Source organism: Marinobacter sp. bablab_jr008 (assembly GCF_016464145.1).
Taxonomy (GTDB): domain Bacteria; phylum Pseudomonadota; class Gammaproteobacteria; order Pseudomonadales; family Oleiphilaceae; genus Marinobacter; species Marinobacter nauticus.
In genome coordinates this window covers 89,827-107,934 of the sequence record NZ_JACDWW010000051.1, presented here as the reverse complement: position 1 = coordinate 107,934, position 18,108 = coordinate 89,827, and the positions used below count along the sequence as shown (strand labels likewise).

15 protein-coding genes are annotated in these 18,108 nt (G+C 61.1%); 10 read left to right on the top strand and 5 right to left on the bottom strand.

Annotation, left to right across the window (positions count from 1 at the left end):
* Positions 1-21: 21 nt before the first annotated feature.
* On the bottom strand, positions 22-387 hold the full coding sequence (locus JIF53_RS05930; RefSeq protein WP_199452056.1) for a DUF6746 family protein: 366 nt from the start codon (positions 385-387) through the stop codon (positions 22-24).
* Between the two features lie 153 nt (positions 388-540).
* Between JIF53_RS05930 and JIF53_RS05925 the strand changes: the two genes are divergently transcribed.
* Entirely contained in the window at positions 541-1,359 is an 819-nt protein-coding gene (locus JIF53_RS05925; RefSeq protein WP_199452055.1) for an ATP-grasp domain-containing protein, read from the top strand.
* A 170-nt stretch (positions 1,360-1,529) separates the two neighbouring features.
* Positions 1,530-2,705: a type III PLP-dependent enzyme gene (locus JIF53_RS05920; RefSeq protein ID WP_023008100.1), complete on the top strand. Its 1,176-nt coding sequence runs from the start codon at positions 1,530-1,532 to the stop codon at positions 2,703-2,705.
* Positions 2,706-2,735: 30 nt separating this feature from the next.
* Here the strand turns inward: JIF53_RS05920 and JIF53_RS05915 are convergent, their stop codons facing one another.
* The 4 genes from JIF53_RS05915 to JIF53_RS05900 are packed head-to-tail and all read right to left on the bottom strand — an operon-like array spanning position 2,736 to position 7,235.
* Positions 2,736-3,938 carry a CynX/NimT family MFS transporter gene (locus JIF53_RS05915; protein WP_199452054.1) on the bottom strand — a complete coding sequence of 401 codons (1,203 nt, stop codon included), beginning with the start codon at positions 3,936-3,938 and terminating at the stop codon, positions 2,736-2,738.
* An 11-nt stretch (positions 3,939-3,949) separates the two neighbouring features.
* Positions 3,950-4,345 carry an ectoine synthase gene (locus JIF53_RS05910; protein ID WP_114434665.1) on the bottom strand — a complete coding sequence of 132 codons (396 nt, stop codon included), beginning with the start codon at positions 4,343-4,345 and terminating at the stop codon, positions 3,950-3,952.
* Between the two features lie 50 nt (positions 4,346-4,395).
* On the bottom strand, positions 4,396-5,826 hold the full coding sequence (locus tag JIF53_RS05905) for a GTPase/DUF3482 domain-containing protein (protein WP_199452053.1): 1,431 nt from the start codon (positions 5,824-5,826) through the stop codon (positions 4,396-4,398).
* Entirely contained in the window at positions 5,823-7,235 is a 1,413-nt protein-coding gene (locus JIF53_RS05900; RefSeq protein WP_199452052.1) for a DUF2868 domain-containing protein, read from the bottom strand. The genes JIF53_RS05905 and JIF53_RS05900 overlap by 4 nt, the downstream gene beginning before the upstream one ends.
* Before the next feature lie 87 nt (positions 7,236-7,322).
* Between JIF53_RS05900 and JIF53_RS05895 the strand changes: the two genes are divergently transcribed.
* The 8 genes from JIF53_RS05895 (at position 7,323) to JIF53_RS05860 (ending at position 17,923) form a co-directional block, all read left to right on the top strand.
* Positions 7,323-7,685, top strand: coding sequence for a DUF6164 family protein (locus tag JIF53_RS05895; protein WP_199452051.1), 363 nt, complete (start codon positions 7,323-7,325; stop codon positions 7,683-7,685).
* Positions 7,686-7,938: 253 nt separating this feature from the next.
* Positions 7,939-10,041 carry a D-(-)-3-hydroxybutyrate oligomer hydrolase gene (locus JIF53_RS05890; RefSeq protein ID WP_199452050.1) on the top strand — a complete coding sequence of 701 codons (2,103 nt, stop codon included), beginning with the start codon at positions 7,939-7,941 and terminating at the stop codon, positions 10,039-10,041.
* A 103-nt stretch (positions 10,042-10,144) separates the two neighbouring features.
* Complete coding sequence (locus JIF53_RS05885; protein ID WP_416234182.1) at positions 10,145-11,590, top strand: sigma-54 interaction domain-containing protein; 1,446 nt, start codon at positions 10,145-10,147, stop codon at positions 11,588-11,590.
* 322 nt (positions 11,591-11,912) lie between these two features.
* Positions 11,913-12,998: a TRAP transporter substrate-binding protein gene (locus JIF53_RS05880; protein WP_014420063.1), complete on the top strand. Its 1,086-nt coding sequence runs from the start codon at positions 11,913-11,915 to the stop codon at positions 12,996-12,998.
* A gap of 78 nt (positions 12,999-13,076) precedes the next feature.
* Positions 13,077-13,694, top strand: a complete 618-nt coding sequence (locus JIF53_RS05875; protein ID WP_014420064.1) for a TRAP transporter small permease subunit — start codon at positions 13,077-13,079, stop codon at positions 13,692-13,694.
* A gap of 17 nt (positions 13,695-13,711) precedes the next feature.
* Positions 13,712-15,082, top strand: a complete 1,371-nt coding sequence (locus JIF53_RS05870) for a TRAP transporter large permease (protein ID WP_022991812.1) — start codon at positions 13,712-13,714, stop codon at positions 15,080-15,082.
* A gap of 56 nt (positions 15,083-15,138) precedes the next feature.
* Entirely contained in the window at positions 15,139-15,918 is a 780-nt protein-coding gene (locus tag JIF53_RS05865; RefSeq protein WP_199452049.1) for a 3-hydroxybutyrate dehydrogenase, read from the top strand.
* Between the two features lie 16 nt (positions 15,919-15,934).
* Positions 15,935-17,923 carry an acetoacetate--CoA ligase gene (locus JIF53_RS05860; protein WP_199452048.1) on the top strand — a complete coding sequence of 663 codons (1,989 nt, stop codon included), beginning with the start codon at positions 15,935-15,937 and terminating at the stop codon, positions 17,921-17,923.
* Positions 17,924-18,108: the final 185 nt, after the last annotated feature.

The following is an 18,108-nucleotide window of genomic DNA, read 5'->3' as shown; positions in this document are numbered from 1 at the left end:
GAGCTTAGCAGCCCGTGGCCGTTACCGGATGATGGACCGGCTCTTTTCCAGATACACCGCGCCTTGCTCTTTCACAGTATCCGGGGCCGCGTGCTCGGAAGCCTTGTGCACCTTCTCCAGCCGCTCGGCAATGTCTTCCAGCTCATGGTCCAGTTTGCCCAGAGCGTTTTCCAGGGTGTAGGTGAGCTGGTGAACTTCGTTCATGGCCTCTGGTGTCAGTTCACCCGCCAACACCTGCTCAAGCCGGTTGTTGTACTCGGAGAAATTGGTCACGGCCTGTTCCAGGGTTTTTGAGGGCTCGCCTTTGTAGTGATCGTACTCATCATCGGCGAGGGCCGGCAGGGTGAACAGAAGGGTGGCGGTGGCCAGTATCAGGTGTTTTGTCATGGTCGGTTCCTCGTTAGTGATAATTAATGCGAATTATTGTCAGTATCATTAACTGTCGCCATGAGATCGGTCAATTTACGCATAAAATAACCCTTGCCAGGGTTCCAAAGCTGGATAAAATGCAGCCAATTTTCACTCTGTGCGGCTGTCACCATGCACCTTGTCTCATTCAACGTGTTCCGTACCCTTGGCTTTCCCGACACCACTGTACTGAAGCCCGAGCATTTCCTGCGCCACAAGCCGCTGCTGCAGGAGGCGGACTGGGTGCTGTTCCCGGAATACTGGCAGATCAACGCCCTGGTGCATGGCTTGAAGTGCCGGGTGTTCCCCAGTATCGCCAGTTATCGCATTGGTCACGACAAAGTGGAAATGACCCGCGCCTTTCAGACCGTGGCACCGGAACACACACCCTGGACCTTGATTGAAGCCAATGGTCCACAGGAACGTGACATGCTGTGGGACACCATGGCCCTGCCTTTCGTGGCCAAACTCCCCAAGGCCAGCATGGGCGAAGGTGTGTGGTTGATCGAGTCCCGGGCCGAATGGCTGAAGTATTGTGATCGCACAGACGTTCTCTACGTGCAGGAATACCTTCCGATTGACCGGGATGTGCGGGTGGTTGTGGTGGGTGATCGGGTGGTGACCGCCTACTGGCGTACCCAGGCGGAGCAGGGGTTCTACAACAACGTCGCCAGAGGCGGCCAGATTGTGGCTGGTGATGTGCCGGCGGTGGCTACCGATCTGGCCCTGCGCCTGGCCCGGGAGCTGGAAGTAGACCATGCCGGCTTTGATATCGCCCTGGTGGAAGGCTATCCCTATGTGCTGGAATTCAACCGCCTGTTCGGCAATCAGGGCCTGGGTCAGGGCAGTGATCTGAAAGACGCCATCTTGGATTATCTGCAGCGCCAGAGTCGGCCCCAGGACCCGGATGGTCCCACCGAGCCAACGCCGCTGTGGCCAGTGGCGGTGTGACACAGAATACTGTGCCATAGGTCCGGTTTCGGTCGCCGGATTTATGGGTATAACTGCGCATTTGCGGTGATTGGAAAAAGGCCCGATGATCGCGCCATTCACGGGTAATACAGCCAGTCTGTGCTACCCTTTTTTTATGCCCGTTTACCCTGTGGAGGGACACACCACCCATGATCCAGACGCCTAACGCCGATATCGCCGACTACTACAGTGCCGAGACTTTCAAGCGGATCAAGGACTTTGCCGACGGCAAGGAAACCCCGTTTGTGGTGATCGACACCCAGACCATTGACCGTCAGTACGAAGAGCTGGTGGAAGGGTTTCCTTACGCCAAGGTCTATTATGCGGTGAAGGCCAACCCGGCCCCGCAGATTCTGACCATGCTGCGGGACAAAGGTGCGAATTTTGATATCGCTTCGGTGTATGAACTGGACAAGGTGATGGCCCTCGGTGTGACCGGCGACCGCATCAGTTACGGCAACACCATCAAGAAGGCGAAAGACATTCGCACCTTTTACGAAAAGGGTGTGCGCCTGTATGCCACGGATTCCGAGGCAGACCTGCGCAACATTGCCAAGGCTGCCCCGGGCTCAAAAGTGTATGTGCGTATTCTGACTGAAGGCACCCTGACCGCCGACTGGCCGTTGTCCCGCAAGTTTGGCTGCCAGACCGATATGGCCATGGATCTGCTGATCCTGGCTCGTGATCTTGGCCTGGTGCCTTACGGTGTGTCGTTTCACGTCGGTTCCCAGCAGCGCGAAATCGGTGCCTGGGACGCCGCCCTGAACAAGGTAAAGGTGATTTTCGAGCGCCTTAAGGAAGAAGACGGCATCGAGCTGAAGATGATCAACATGGGCGGTGGTTTCCCGGCCAACTACATTACCCGGACCAATGAGCTTGGGGTGTATGCGGAGGAGATTGCCCGTTTCCTGCACGAGGACTTTGGTGACGACCTGCCCGAGATCATCATCGAGCCGGGCCGGTCGCTGATTTCCAATGCCGGTGTGTTGGTGAGCGAGGTGGTGCTGATTTCACGAAAATCCCGTACCGCCCTGCACCGCTGGGTGTTTACCGATGTCGGCAAGTTTTCCGGGCTGATCGAGACCCTGGACGAGTCCATCAAGTTTCCGATCTGGACCGAGAAGAGCGGTGAAGGTGAGGATTGTGTGATCGCCGGGCCGACCTGTGACAGTGCCGATATCATGTACGAGCATCACAAGTACCCGCTGCCGCTGAATCTGGCGATCGGAGACCGGATGTACTGGCTGTCGACCGGGGCCTATACCACCACCTACAGTGCCATTGAATTCAACGGCTTTCCTCCGTTGAAGGATTACTATATCTGACCGAAGGTCAGTGAGGTATCTCAGAAAGGATCAGCTTGCGGGCTGATCCTTTTTTCGTTTCAGGTCCAGAGTGAAAGCCAGGGGTAATACCAGCAGGCTGTAGGCCACCATGGCCATCACGGCATGACGGGTGTCGCCAGTCCAGTCGGCGAGCAGGCCGCCGAGCATGGGTACCGAGAAGGCCATGGTATAGCCCACCAGGAAGGTGCCGGCAGACAGCCGTCCGGTTTCGGCGGAGTTCACCAGCAAAGGCGGCAGCGCCACCAACAGGATCAGCAGAATGCCGGCCACGAAGCTCATCAGCGTGGCGCTGGCAATGAACCACCAGCCTTCGAGCACCAGAGTGCCGGCGGTGCCGGCAATGCTGAGAACCGCCATGACGACAATGAAGGTACGGCGGCCGACCCAGGCCCGTGCCATTTTCAGCATCACCAGCGAGGCAAAGACCTGGGCGATGTTGTACCAGAACAGGGCCTCGGACAGCAGGCCGATACGCCCCTGTTGTTCCAGCAGGTTACCCATGTAGGCGTTGAGGCCGAAGAACATGGAGCCGGAAAGCCCCAGCAGCAGGCCCAGGCGCAAGGTGAGCGGGTTTTTCCAGTCGGGCAGCCAGGCGGCTTTGCGTGCGGGCCGGGCCAGGTCCCGTTTGGGCAGAAACAGGGCGGCGGCCACCAGCAGTGCCGGCAGCGACCAGGCCAGCATGGTGGCGCGCCAGCTGTTGTCCAGCAAAGGCATGAGAACCGGCAGGGTAATACCGGCACCGATGAATTCGCCCATCAGCATGCCGTTCATGTAGATGGCAGAGCCCATGGCAATGTGGTGGGGTTCCAGCCAGCGCGGCAGCAGGGCTGGCAGGGCTGGTTGCATCATCGCCACACCCAGGCCCATGACGGCGCTGGCTATCATCAGGGTGAAGGTGTCCGGTACCAGACCACGGCCGGCTGAGCCGATCACCATGATCACCATGGCCAGCGCCAGGGTGTTCCTCGGGCCAATGCGGGAGATGGCCAGCGAACCAGGCATGGCGCCAATGGCCAGCATCAGGATGGGCAGTGTGGTCAGGGCGCCGGTCAGTGCCTGGGTCAGGGCCAGCTCATCGCCAATGAAGGGTGCCAACGGCGGGGCCACCAGCACGGGTATGCGCAGGTAAACACCGGCCAGCCAAAGCAACACCGCCACCGGCAGCAATCTGGCTGGCGGTGGCGGTGTGGTCGCGGCGGTTTGAAATGCCACGGCGGAGCGAATCAGTCTTCGCTGGTATCCGGCAGGTAAGCACCGTCTTCGTCGTGCACTTCCCGGCCGGTTACGGGCGGGTTGAAGGCGCAGATCAGGCGCATGTCTTCAGTACCGCCGTAGAGCGTATGCTGATCGTGCTTGTCGAGTGCATACAGGGTGCCGTCGGTAATCTCGTGTACTTCACCGGTGGCTTTGTCCAGAATCTTGCCATTACCGGCGACGCAATAGACCGCTTCCAGATGGTGCTTGTACCAGAGATTCAACTCGGCGCCGGCAGGGATGATGGTCTCGTGGAAGGAGAAACCCATGCCATCTTTCTTCAGCAGCATGCGACGGCTGGTCCAGCCCGGGCCGTGAACTTCACGCTCGGTACCGATAATGTCTTGCACTCGTACGATTTTCATTCGCATTCCTCATTTTGTGATGGAATAGCCATACAGTATAAACATGCGGCTCAGGCTCGATTCAACCGCCAGTCGTCGTATGCCGCCATGGCCTGCTCGATGGCGGCGGCAAATTGTTCCCTCTGCTGATGGGCCAGAGACCGCTGTTTCCGGCACCGTTCGAAGGCTTTCTGGATTTCCCGCCGGCTGGCTTTGTCGAGCTGTTCCAGCCAGTGATGGTCGGCCGGTTCCAGTTCCAGCAAATCCCGCCCGGCGTGGTTTCGCTGGCTGATATGCCACCAGTGATCCACCGCCCGCCCTAACACAACATAGCCGAACTGGCTGTCCTGTACAGGCCCGAAGCTGGCGGTTTTCAGCCCGTCCTTCATGGGCCCGATGCTCAGTGCCGGCAAAACCAGGCGATCGCCATAGAAGTAACTGCCGGCAGCGCCAATCAGCCCCCCGAGCAGGGCGCCAGTGCCCAGCGACGAGCCAAATGTTACGGCATCAATGCCGGCACCACTCACTGCTCCGGCGCCAAAGCCCGCGGTGGCCAGATAGCGCTTGCTGACCGCCCAGTGTTTGCGGGTGTCCTCGGAAAACAGATCGTGCTGGCTGTGCCATTGCAGTTCCGCTTCCTGGCGCCGGATGCGCTGATGCTGGTACAGGTGCTCGATGTCGATCCTGAGGGTCTGTTCCCGCTGGCGTTGGTGCCGGTACCAGCGATCCCGCAGGGTCTCGGCGAGGCTGGCATCGCTGGTTTCGGCGATCTGGTTGAGCGTCAGTGTGCGTCGTTCCTGGTAGGACATCAGGTCTTCCAGGGCTCGGGCAACCAGGCCTGCCGCCTGGCGCCGACGCTGGCGGCGCTGTTCGGACAGGAACCGGGTGGCCCGTTCCAGCGGCGCCTCCCAGTCGGGCTCCAGCTGGCCGAAAGCCCGTAACAGGCTCAGATGTTGCTCAAACGGGGCGCGAACAGCGTCGAACTTGCGGACAACCTGAAAGAACTGGCCCAGTGCAGCCTGCCAGGTGTCGCTGTAATCATCCTCACCGATACTGTTGATCAGCGCCAGGCTCGGACGCCCGGTCCAGCGCAGAATGGTCATCTCCGCCTCGTGCTCGGCACTGTAGGGCACCGAGCCATCCACCACGTAGATGATCCCGGCGCCTTCCACGATCGGTGCCAGCAACTCACATTCATCGACAAACCGGTCGTCGCCCCGGTGCTGGAGCACAAAAGCCCGCACGGTTTCCGGGTGATCCGAGGCGGAAATGCTGTGGGCTTCCAGCCACTGCAACACCCGCCGTGGGCGCTGGAAACCCGGGGTGTCCACCAGGGTGTAGAGTTTCTGGCCGTCAACGGTCAGTGGATAGTCCTGCCTGGCCCGGGTGGTACCGGGTTCCAGGGCAATGGCGATAGCGTCGTTCTGGGAAAGGGTGGCGACGACACTGGATTTGCCCTTGTTCGGGTGGCCGACCACGGCGAATACCGGAGCATTGGTCATGGCTGCGCGCTCCCGGCCAGATAGGGGTTGGGCTCGTCGACAGGTGGCAAGGCCACCGAGGCAAAGCCCGGAGCCAGGCGTTCTGTAAACCGAAGCCAGGGTTGAACCAGGTGGGCCTGCGGTGGCTGGTTCGGATCGCTTGCCAGCGGAAGCAGGGTTACCCGGCTATTCGAGGGCCAGCGCTCCCGGGCGGTCTCCAGAAAATCGTGCAGCTCGCCGGTGGGCGGCTCCCAACTGCGGGTGACGACAATGACTGTCGGATGTTCCTGGCCGGCCAGGTGGATGCCTACTTGTGCCAGTACGTCTTCATCCTGGGCCAGACTGGCCCGGCCTCCGGCCCGGAAAATTCGGCAATCCGGTGCCTGCAGGCGTTGGGGCAACTCCGGTTCGCCGGCACCGGCCCAGCAGATCATCAGCGGGGTGTCCGGCAGTTGGTCTGGCTGGGCCCGGGTGCGGGTGTCTGGCAGGTCGGCGGCATCGTTGTGGCTGCTACCGGTATCCAGGGTGGCGGTTTCCATCCGGTATAACAGAGCCTTCATGCCGGGATGGCCGGCCAGCAGCCGAGTGGCACGACGGCGTAGCAGGCTTTGGCTGAGAACCAGCAGCAGCACACGCGGTATCACCGTCCAGGTCAGCCATAACATAACCACGAAGGGCCACCACTGGCCCCAGCGTGAAGGCTCAACTCCTTTTGTGACAGGAGCGGCGCGAAAGAATCGGGTTGCCTCCACCAGCTCCAGGGACGGCACCGCGGAGGGCCACAGCCAGGACCAGGGCGCCGCCAGGGCGCTGACCAGATGGTGGTAGCCGGAAGCGGCGGTATCCAGAGTGGTGCTCCAGCCAAAGGCCAGGTCCTGGACCACCACCATGATCAGCAGCGTGGCCAGACCGGCAAGACCAAAGGCAACGCCGCCGGCGTGGGCCGCCCGCGCCATCAGCAGTGGTTGGAGCCGGGCCCGGGTCGGGCTGGCGTGGTCCAGGTGCAGCCGTTTCAGCAACCAGCGCCAGGGTTGCCAGCCGACTATGGCCTGTACCGTGGTGGCCAGTGCCAGCAGCAGCTGGAACAGCACAAAGGCCAGAATCACGGTGATGTTGATGCGCTGGCCGCCGTCATAGAACAGTAGACCCAGCATGGTCACGATGCCCATCAGGCAGCCGGCACCTGCGAAGCCGCTGGTTACCCGGCGCCAGAGTTTCAGTTCCCGACGGCCAGCCGTCACGGTGCCGCCGGGGCCGGACAGTCGATCCATGTGTGCCAGCCAGCGCGAAGGGCTGGGCGTAATTCCCTGCTGCTCGCAGTCCAGAGCAAAGCGCCGGTCCCGGCGGTGGAGGAAGGCTGGGGGCTGATCCCTGTCCCGCTGGATGCGGTCGTCAAAATCCAGCAGCAGACGAAGGGGGTTCGGGCTCATGCAGTGTCCTGATGCAAGTTCGGTCGTGGGTGCTTTGCTGTTAGCATATAGGGAATTACGATCCTGATACCAGCCAATGGACGCGCCATGCCCCATCACCTGATGAATCTGCGCCATGTACCCGACGACGAGGCCGACGAGATCCGGGCTCTGTTCGAGGAGCATGGGGTGCGCTACTACGAGACCCCGCCCAGCCGATGGGGCATCAGCATGGGCGGCTTCTGGGTCCACGATGCGGAAGAAGCGGCCCGGGCCAAGGCGTTGTTGGACGAGTACCAGCGCCAGCGTTTTCAGAGCCAGCGCCAGGCCTACGAACAGGGTCTGGCTCGCGGCGAAATCGGCGGTATCGGCTCCATGTTTCGACGCTATCCGCTGCGGACTCTGGCGGCCTGCCTGGCCATCGCTGCAATTGCGGCAATCAGCTTGCTGCCCTTTGTTCGAATAGGCTAGTTTCACTGCCCGTTGTCTGGTTTTTCAGACAGTGTTCGGTCTGCCGGACAGTCTGCGGCCAGCGGCGATGCTGCGCGCGTGCCATGCCATTGCACGCGCAACCGCTGTCCGGAATTCCGGAATAGCTCCCTCTCAAGTGCCAGTAATTTTTCATTTTTCTAAATATATTCATGGTCTTGTCCGGTTGGCACAGGATCCGCATGGGCCGTGGCGCCCATGGGGCCGATTCAACAACAACAAACAAGGACCGACCATGAAACGAATGATGCTCTGCACCCTGATAGGTGCTGCCACGGTAACGCTTACTGCCTGCAAGAAGGACGAGGTGTTCAACTCCTTGCCTGATTTCCTGGTGAGCGATGTCCAGCAGTTTGCTTACGATGGCAATACCGATGATCTTCTTACCGCTGGCCTGGGGCCGGAGGGGCTGGCCAATGCCACTCCACCGGCGTTTGTCGATGCCCTGAATCCGACACCGGCGGAGTTGCGCCGGCTGGCCATCTACAACAATTACCGGGCACTGGTGGATACTGCACCCGGCGGAGGCTATGGCAGCCTGTTTGGCCCGGCCGTGGGTAATGCCAGTGGCCGGATTCCGGGCCAGGAATTCATCGCGCTGATGCAGGTGCCGGGCGCCACTGTGCCGGTGACGGTAATGGCCCAGGTGCCCGACAGCTTTGATCCGGATTTTCCGTGCATGGTAACCGCGCCCTCCTCGGGTTCCCGCGGGATCTACGGCGCCATTGGCACCGCCGGGGAGTGGGGCCTGAAAAAGGGCTGCGCGGTGGTTTATACCGATAAAGGCACTGGTACCGGTGCCCATAACCTCGCCACAAACACCGCCCAGTCCGTGAACGGAACACTTACCACGGAACCTGAAGAAGCCTTGTTCCGGGCGGATCTGGACGCTCAGAGCCGGGATGATTTCAATAGCCAGTGGCCGGATCGCTTCGCCTGGAAACACGCCCATTCCAAACAGAACCCGGAGGCAGACTGGGGCCGGCATGTGTTGCAATCCATTGAGTTCGGCTTCTATGTGCTGAACACACTCCATGGCCGGGAACTGGGTAATGGTGAAATTCTTCGGACCATCAACCCGAGGAACACCCTGGTGATTGCCTCCAGTGTTTCCAACGGCGGCGGAGCCTCGGTGCGGGCGGCGGAACAGGACGAGAAAGGCCTGATTGATGGTGTGGCGGTGTCTGAGCCCAATGTGAATCCGGCTGTGGACCGGAGTTTCAGCATTCGTCAGGGCAATGGCCCTGCACTGACGGAACACAGCCGCAGCCTGCTGGATTACACCACCGCGCTGGCGGTGTACCAGGGTTGTGCCAACCAGGCCCCCGGCATCCGCGATCTCGCCCCCCTGAACGGCGTGTTCAATCTGCCGGTGACTGGCCAGAACATCTGCCACTCCTTGTTCAACAAGGGGCTGGTGTCTGGCGCAACCAAGGATGACTGGGCCCTCGATGCGCAACGGATCCTGAACGAGGACTTCGGCGTGCAGCCGGAGCAGAACCTGCTGGCGCCGGTGCATTTTGGCCTGGCGGTCGCCCAGAGCATTGCCATGACCTACGCCAATGCCTATGGCCGCGCGGGTGTTGAAGACCGGGTGTGTGGCCTGAGCCTGGCGGCGACCGGCAGTGCCGGCGCGGTAGTGCCACTGGCGCCTGCGGCCGAGGCGGCGCTGTTTGCAGCGAGTAACGGCATTCCGCCCTCCGCTGGTGTGAATCTGGTCTACGACAACGCCGAGGGCCAGCCCACGAACCTCGCCGTTAGCGCTTCGCCCAGTTCCAGCCAGGTGGATTACGGTCTGGACGCCCTGCTGTGCCTGAGAAGTCTTGCCGAAGGCAGGGATGTGGTGACCGGCGAGCCCCTCGAGGGCGATCGGGCCGAGCTGCATGAAGCCATTAGCCGTGGCATTTCAGCGGTGCGGGCCAGCGGAGACCTGCAGCGCAAGCCGACGGTGTTTGTCACCGGGCGGGCCGATGCCATCCTGCCCATCAACCACACCTCCCGGCCCTATGTCGGCCTGAACCAGACAGTGGAAGGCCTCCACAGCAACCTGCGCTATTACGAAATACTCAACGCCCATCACCTGGACGTGCTCAACGGCTTTCCGGGCATCGGTGACCGCTATGTGCCGTTGCATCACTACTACTTCCAGGCACTGGATCTGGTGTGGGCCCATCTCGTCGAGAAGCAGCCGCTGCCGCCTAGTCAGGTGGTGCGCACGGTGCCCCGGGGCAGCCTGACCACGCCCCTGACCCTGGCGAACCTGCCGCCCATTCAATCCGAACCGGCGGAAGCGGACCGGATTGTCTTCACCGGTAACCAGTTGCAGATCCCGGACTGATTACCGACGGTTGAAATGCCACCTTTGGAGGTTTGCCCCCGCACCGGGGGCTTCCTATACTCCCGTGACGGCGTCCGGAAATCCGGACGCCCAAGGATTGCCCATGAAACCATCCCCACCCGTGAGCACGCGGACTATGAGCGAGTTGTTTACCAACAAGAACAAGAGCGGCCTGACCCGTGACCTGATCGAAGCCCTGTTCCCGATGTTTGAGGAGGCCAGTGCCGGTGCCATCGCTGTTGACCGTGAGACCAACATCACCTGGATCAACAGCAGCTATTCCCAGCTGCTGGGCCTGGTGGACCCTTCCCACGCCATTGGCAAACCGGTGCGCAAGGTGATTCCGCAGACCCGGATGCCTGAGGTGGTGGAAACCGGGAAGCCCCTGCTGTTGGACATCATGGAACACAACAAGCAGCAACTGGTGGTCACACGCCTGCCGTATTACGACGACCAGGGCGGCATTGTCGGTGCCGTGGCCTTCGTGCTCTATGATGATCTGCAACCGCTGACACCGCTGGTGTCCAAATACCGGCGCCTGCACCGGGATCTGGCAGCGGCCCGCAAGGCATTGGCGAAGAAAAGCCGGGGCACCCGCTACAGTCTGGGCGATTTTGTCGGTGGCAGTCCGGCGGCCCTTGAGGTGAAGCGCCGGGCGCGACTGGCGGCAGGCCGGGATATGCCGGTGCTGCTGCTGGGGGAGACCGGCACTGGCAAAGAGGTGCTGGCCCAGGCTATCCATGCGGTGTCTCCCAGGGCAGATAAGCCCTTTGTTGGTGTGAACGTGGCGGCGGTGCCGGAAAACCTGCTGGAGGCGGAGTTCTTCGGTGTCGCCCCGGGTGCCTACACCGGTGCCGACCGTCGTACCCGGGAGGGCAAGTTCCAACTGGCCAACGGCGGTACGCTGTTTCTGGATGAGGTGGGGGATATGCCGCTGCCCCTGCAGGCCAAGCTGTTGCGGGCATTGCAGGAGGGCGAGATCGAGGCCCTGGGTTCGAACACGGTGACGACGGTGGATGTGAGAGTGATTGCGGCCACCAGTCGCAACCTGGAGGCCATGATTGCCGAAGGCAGCTTCCGCTCGGATCTTTACTACCGGCTGAATGTGCTGGAGATCAATATCCCGCCTCTGCGGGACCGATTGGCAGATCTGGGTGTGCTGTGCGAAGCCCTGCTGGGTGAAATCTGCGAGGGCCAGGACATGCGTGGCGAGATTACCGATGCCGGCGTCGCGGCCCTGGGTAGTTACGACTGGCCGGGCAACATCCGGGAATTGCGCAACGTGCTGGAGCGGGCCCTGACCATGAGCGAAGACGGTGAACTGCTGGATGCCGATGCTATCTTCAAAGTGTTACCCCGTGCTGGCCAGCGTCTGGTCTCTCCGGTTCCCGCCCGCTCTGTGCGCCCGCTGGCCCGCATTGTAGCTGAGGCCGAAGCCCAGGCCATTGAAGAGGCCCTGGTGACCTGCCGTGGCAACCGTACCAAGGCCGCCCGGCTGCTGGGGATTTCCCGTTCCGTGCTCTACGAGAAGTTGGCCAGATTGTCCTGATTTCCGGACGGCTGTCCCGTTATCCGTACAATAACCTACGACCATTGTCGATGAGTGTCCGGATTGCCGGACAGCTGCCTTGACTCCAGAACTGCCTAAAATATCTATCTGCATGAAATAAAAGGCATTATCGGCTGTGGCACGGTGTCTGCTATAGCCTGTTTGCAGGACGTCAGAACAACGTAAGAAAACAAAGCTGGCGCAAACTCGTTGGACCCGACCCAAAGTCAGCTATGGTTTCCTGCGTTGTCTGATCAATTTCAGACGTAGCCCGCCGGCAAGAACCGGTGGCTGTACGACAACAACAAAAAGGATCCATTTCATGTCGATCAAGCATAAGCTTTCAAAACTGACCTATGGCATTACCGCCGCCGCGGTTATCACCGGTGGTCTGGCCAGTGCGGACGCCGTGGCCGCAGAGAAGGTTCGCTGGCAGGTTCCTCTGGCGTTTCCATCCCATCTCGTGGGTCTGACCACACCGGTCAAGCACCTTACCGAGAATCTCAAGAATATCTCCGGTGGCGATATCCAGCTGCGTTATTACGAGCCGGGCGAACTGGTGCCGCCGTTCGAAATCATGGACGCCGTTGGCAGTGGCAAATACCCCGCCGGTTACACCTGGGTCGGCTATGACCAGGGCACCATTGCTTCGTTGCCGCTGTATTCCGGCGCACCCTTCAACATGGAGCCACCGGCGTATCTGGCCTGGTACTACGAGGGCGATGGCCGCGAGCTGCTGGAAGAAATCTACGCGGAGCGCAACATCCACCCGATGCTGTGTTCCATCATCGGCCCGGAAGGCGCTGGCTGGTTCGCGCAGCCCATCGAGGGCATGGACGACTTTGACGGCCTGAAGATCCGCTTTGCCGGCATTGGCGGCAAGGTCCTGGAGAAGCTGGGCGCATCGGTAACCATGGTGCCGGGTGGCGAGATCTACCAGGCCCTGGAGCGCAAGACCATTGATGCCACCGAGTTCTCCCAGCCGGCCATCGACAAGATGCTGGGCCTGGATCAGATCATCAAGAACTACATCATGCCTGGCTGGCACCAGACCCTGACCACCTCGCACCTGCTGGTCAACAAGGACACCTGGGACAAGCTGGAGCCGCAAACCCGTGCCCTCATCGAAATGGGCTGTGAGTCGGCCACTCTCAAGGGGTTTGCCGAGAGCGAGTGGGCCCAGCCAACCGCCCTGCGTGACTATGAGAAAGAAGGCGTAACCGCCCAGACCCTGCCGGAGCCTGTCCTGCGGGAGCTGCAGAAGGTCACCAACGAGGTGCTGGACGAAATCGCCGCCAAGGACGAAATGTTCAAGCGCGTTCTCACCAGCCAGCGTGAGTTCATGGAACATCACTCCATCTGGCACTCCAAGGGCTACCTGCCCCGGGATTTCTACCAGTACGACTGATCAGCGGATGATGATCATGGCAGGCGGCGTTGATGCCGCCTGCATTCCCTCTCTGCATCCGGACTATTCGAGGTTGTTGTGACTGATACCAATGTCTCCGGGGGTGAGCAGTCCCCGGCACCGGGCGAGGATTTTCTGCCCACCAACGCCCTGGCCTGGCGCCTGGATCGCCTGGTGGTGGCGGTCGGCCGTTTTGCTTCCTGGCTGTGGATCGGTGTACTGGTGGTGGTGCTTATCAACGTGTTTTCACGATACGTGCTGTCTCAGGGTTCCATTGCACTGGAAGAGCTGTCCTGGCACCTGTTCGGCACTGCCACCATGCTGACCCTGGGCTACGCCGTGGTGCGTGACGACCACGTGCGGGTCGACGTGCTGAAAGAAAAGTTCCCGCCCCGGGCCCAGGCCGTCATTGAATTGCTGGGCATTGCCCTGCTTGCGCTGCCGGTGATCTACCTGATGGTGGAAGTGCTGGTGCCCTACGCCTGGAAAGCCTGGACATACAGCGAGCGTTCCCAGGCCCCGAGTGGTCTGCCGTACCGGTTCATTTTCAAAAGCATGCTGCCGCTGGGACTGATCTTCGTGATGATCGCGCTGTTCTCCCGGTTCCTGCGTTGCGCCACGTTCCTGTTCGGGTTCCCCCGGGCCGTAACGCCCCCTGAAGACGATCGCCGGTCTACCGGCCATCCCAATCCCTGAATCACGAGGCAGACGTCATGGGTGTAGAAGCGATTCTTGTTATCGCCATGTTCGCCAGCTTCATGGTGCTCCTGCTGCTGGGGTTCCCGGTAGCCTGGTCACTGGCGGGTATTGGTCTTGTGTTCGCCATTGTCGGACACGTGATGGTGGAGTATTTCGACTCCCCGCTCTGGTTTACCTGGCAAGGCACCATGGGGGTGCTGGATGCCAGAATCTACGGCATTGTCGCCAATGAATTGATGGTGGCGCTGCCGATGTTCATTTTCATGGGCATCATGCTGGACCGCTCCGGCATTGCCGAGAAACTGATGCACAGCCTGGTGCGGGTGCTTGGCCCGCTGCGTGGCGGTTATGCCATTACCGTGGTGATTGTCGGCGTGCTGCTGGCCGCCTCCACCGGTATTGTCGGGGCCTCCGTGGTCTTGCTGGGCATGTTGTCCCTGGGGCCGATGATGCAGGCCAACTACAACAAATCCCTGGCCGTGGGCACGGCCTGTTCCGTGGGTACCCTGGGTATCCTGGTGCCACCCAGTATCATGCTGGTGCTGATGGCGGATCGCCTGGGTACCTCAGATGCCTCGGTTGGCAAACTGTTCATGGGGGCGCTGATTCCGGGCATCATGCTCGGGGCCATGTACATCCTGTACATTCTGATAGCGTCGTTCCTGAAAAAAGACCTGGCGCCTGCGCCGAAGAACCGGGAGCCGCTGGATGCTCGGGCCTGGCTGGATGTGCTGAAGGCGGTGCTGCCACCGATGGCCCTGATCATTGCCGTATTGGGCTCCATTTTCTTCGGCATTGCCACTACCACAGAAGCCTCGGCCGTGGGTGCTGGTGGCGCCATGTTGATGGCCTTTGTCAGCAAGCGCCTGGACATGGCCACCCTGAAAGAATCACTGTACCAGACCAGCCGCACCTCGGCCTTCATCTTCGGCATCTTTATCGGTGCCACGGTGTTTGCCTCGGTGCTGCGTGGCCTGGGTGGTGACGAGGTGATTGAAAGCGCCATTACCGGGCTGCCTTTCGGTACCACCGGGGTCCTGCTGACGGTGCTGTTCATCACCTTCCTGCTCGGTTTCTTCCTGGACTGGGTGGAAATCACCCTGATCATCCTGCCGCTGGTGGCGCCGGTGCTGTTCAAGATGGGCGTGGAGCCGGTGTGGTTTGCCATCATGTTCGCCATCTGTCTGCAGACCTCGTTCCTGACGCCACCGGTGGGTTTCTCACTGTTCTATATCAAGGGCGTGTGCCCGCCGGGCATCACCACACGGCATATCTATCTGGGCGTGCTTCCGTTTATTGCCCTGCAGTTGCTGGCGCTGGCCCTGGTGTTCTGGTTCGAGCCGCTGGCCACCTGGCTGCCCAACGAGGTATACGGAGGGGGCTGACCGGCCCTCTCTCCGGATTCCAATAACAATTCCAATCCTGAAAGGAGACTGTGACCATGCGTCTTCACAATCAAGTTGCCCTGATTACCGGCGCTGGCCGGGGCATTGGCCGCGCCATTGCTGAACATTACGCCCGTGAAGGGGCTCGGGTGGCGGTGGCAGACCTGACCCTCGAAAGTGCCGCCGACACCGTGGCTGCCATTGAACAGGCCGGCGGCACGGCCCTGGCCCTGGCCATGGATGTCACCGACGAACAGGCGGTCGACCAGGGCGTGGCCAGCATTGTTGAACAATGGGGCAGGCTTGATGTTGCCCTGGCCAACGCCGGTATCCAGCACATCGACCCGGTGCACAAGCTGGCCTACGCCGACTGGAGCAAGGTGATGAACGTGCACCTGGACGGTGCCTTCCTGGTGACCCGGGCGGCCCTGCGCCAGATGTACGCCCAAGGTGGGGGTACTATGCTCTATATGGGCTCGGTACACTCGGTGGAAGCGTCGCCCCTGAAAGCGCCCTACGTCGCCGCCAAGCACGGCATGCTGGGCCTGTGCCGGGCGGTGGCGAAAGAAGGTGCCGAGCATGGGGTACGCAGCAACATTATCTGCCCCGGCTTTGTACGCACACCGCTGGTGGACAAGCAGATACCGGAGCAGGCCAAAGAGCTGGGCATTTCCGAAGAAGAAGTGATCAGCAAGGTCATGCTCAAGAACACCGTGGACGGGAAGTTCACCACCCTGGAAGACGTATCAGAACTGGCGGTGCATCTGGCAGCCTTCCCGTCCGCTGCCCTGACCGGCCAGTCGATCGTGGTCAGCCACGGCTGGCATATGCAGTAATTTTCTGGAGAGACGGATGAGCAACACAGAACAATCACCGGTTGTCTGGACCCCGGACCAGGACACCCTCACCCGTTCCCGCATGGGCCAGTTCAAGGCCTGGCTGGAGCAACAGGGCTTTGGCCCCTTTGATGATTACCACGCCCTGCACCAGTGGTCGATCACCGAACTGGACACCTTCTGGCAGAAGGTCTGGGACTACTGCGGCCTGGTCTGCGAGACACCGGCCCAACAGGTGCTTGGCAACCGGGAAATGCCGGGTGCGGAATGGTTCCCGGGCATGAAACTGAATTTTGCCGCCAACCTGCTGCGGCTGGCGGACGGCGACCATGCTGATAGAGAAGCGGTGGTGGCCTACTGCGAAACCCGCCCGGCACTGCGCAAGACCTACGCCGAACTGAAAGCCGACGCCGGTGCTCTGGAAGCCTTCCTGCGCAGCAAGGGCATTACCAAGGGCGACCGGGTGGCGGGTGTGGTCACCAATGGCTATGAAGCCCTGGTGGGTATGCTGGCGGCCACCAGCCTGGGCGCGATCTGGAGCTCCGCATCACCGGACTTCGGCATCGGCGCCATCAACGACCGTTTCGGCCAGATCGAGCCCTCAGCCCTGGTTGTGGTCAACGGCTACGGTTATGGCGGCAAAGTGTTCGCGCGCCAGGCCGACTTCGCCGAGCTGATCGCTGGCCTGCCCTCCCTGAAGGTGGTGGTCAGCATTGCCCAACTGCCCGATGAAGCACCGATCCCCGGCGAACTGGTTACCACCTGGGAGGATGCCCTGAAGGCCGGTGAAGGCCAGGCGCCCTCGTTCACCCCGGTCGATCCGGATCACCCGGTGTACATCCTCTACTCCTCCGGCACCACCGGCAAACCCAAGTGCATCGTGCACGGCACCGCCGGCTTGTTGGTCAACCACGCCAAGGAGTTGATGCTCCATGGCGACGTGGGCCCGGAAGACCGCTTCCTCTATTTCACCACCTGCGGCTGGATGATGTGGAACTGGCAGGCCTCTGCCCTGATGACCGGCGCCGCCGTGATCACCGTCGACGGCTCCCCGGGTTACCCGAGTCTCGATTTCCTGTGGGATACCGTAGCGAAAGAACGGGTCACCCACTACGGCACCAGCGCCCGTTTCATCGCCGGCTGCCGCAAAGCTGAACTGCAACCGGCGAAAAACCTGGACCAGAGCCACCTGCGTGTGGTGTTCTCTACCGGCTCCCCGCTGTTGCCGGAAGACTACGACTGGATCTATACCGACGGTGCTCCCAACGTATTGCTGGGCTCCATCGCCGGCGGTACCGACATCTGCGGCTGCTTTGTGGGATCAACACCACTGTTACCGGTGCGAAGAGGTGAAATCCAGTGCCGCTTCCTGGGCGTGGACGCGGTCGCCTACGGCGACGACGGCCAGCCGGTCAGCGAAGGCCGGGGCGAACTTGTCTGCCGCCAGCCGTTGCCCTCCATGCCCGTCAGCTTCTGGCAGGACCCGGACGGTGAACGCTACCGCGATGCCTACTTCAACAGCTTCCCCGGAGTTTGGGCCCACGGCGACTTCATTGAATTCACCGAACACGGCGGCGCCATTATCTACGGCCGCTCCGACGCCACCCTCAACCCTGGCGGCGTGCGCATCGGCACCGCCGAAATCTACCGTCAGGTGGAAACCGTTGACGCGGTTAAAGACAGCCTCGTGGTCGGACGCCAGATCGACGGCGACGTGGAAGTGGTGCTGTTCGTGGTTCCGGCCGAAGGCCAGAACGTCACCGATGACCTGGTCAAAACCCTGAAAACCCGAATCCGCGAAGGCGCGAGCCCCCGACATGTGCCCAAACACATTGTCGAGGTGCCGGACATTCCCTACACCCGTAGCGGCAAAAAAGTGGAACTCGCGGTGGCCCGGCTGATCAACGGCTCCAGGAAAGCCGACAACCGGGATGCACTGGGCAACCCGGAAGCGCTGGACCGGATTCGGGAACGTTTGGCGCAAGCAGGGTTGTTGCCCGACTGATTCTGGATAAAGGGGAATGTGAAGTGTGCCGATATGGGCTGTTTTGTCGACAAAACAGCCCATATTTGCGAACTCTGCGACGATGAAATTGGACTACCCGTACATCGTTTGGGCGTGGCAGGGGGAGAGCTTTCCAAAACCTTGCGGAGCCATGGATGGCGGAGCAGAGCGTACAGGGAGGTATT

Coding starts and splice junctions, on each gene's coding strand:
- JIF53_RS05870 (WP_022991812.1), top strand. CDS start 13,712: ATGGGTGTAGAAGCGATTCTTGTTATCGCCATGTTCGCCAGCTTCATG.
- JIF53_RS05865 (WP_199452049.1), top strand. CDS start 15,139: ATGCGTCTTCACAATCAAGTTGCCCTGATTACCGGCGCTGGCCGGGGC.
- JIF53_RS05880 (WP_014420063.1), top strand. CDS start 11,913: ATGTCGATCAAGCATAAGCTTTCAAAACTGACCTATGGCATTACCGCC.
- JIF53_RS05895 (WP_199452051.1), top strand. CDS start 7,323: ATGCCCCATCACCTGATGAATCTGCGCCATGTACCCGACGACGAGGCC.
- JIF53_RS05920 (WP_023008100.1), top strand. CDS start 1,530: ATGATCCAGACGCCTAACGCCGATATCGCCGACTACTACAGTGCCGAG.
- JIF53_RS05925 (WP_199452055.1), top strand. CDS start 541: ATGCACCTTGTCTCATTCAACGTGTTCCGTACCCTTGGCTTTCCCGAC.
- JIF53_RS05900 (WP_199452052.1), bottom strand. CDS start 7,235: ATGAGCCCGAACCCCCTTCGTCTGCTGCTGGATTTTGACGACCGCATC.
- JIF53_RS05890 (WP_199452050.1), top strand. CDS start 7,939: ATGAAACGAATGATGCTCTGCACCCTGATAGGTGCTGCCACGGTAACG.
- JIF53_RS05885 (WP_416234182.1), top strand. CDS start 10,145: ATGAAACCATCCCCACCCGTGAGCACGCGGACTATGAGCGAGTTGTTT.
- JIF53_RS05930 (WP_199452056.1), bottom strand. CDS start 387: ATGACAAAACACCTGATACTGGCCACCGCCACCCTTCTGTTCACCCTG.
- JIF53_RS05905 (WP_199452053.1), bottom strand. CDS start 5,826: ATGACCAATGCTCCGGTATTCGCCGTGGTCGGCCACCCGAACAAGGGC.
- JIF53_RS05860 (WP_199452048.1), top strand. CDS start 15,935: ATGAGCAACACAGAACAATCACCGGTTGTCTGGACCCCGGACCAGGAC.
- JIF53_RS05910 (WP_114434665.1), bottom strand. CDS start 4,345: ATGAAAATCGTACGAGTGCAAGACATTATCGGTACCGAGCGTGAAGTT.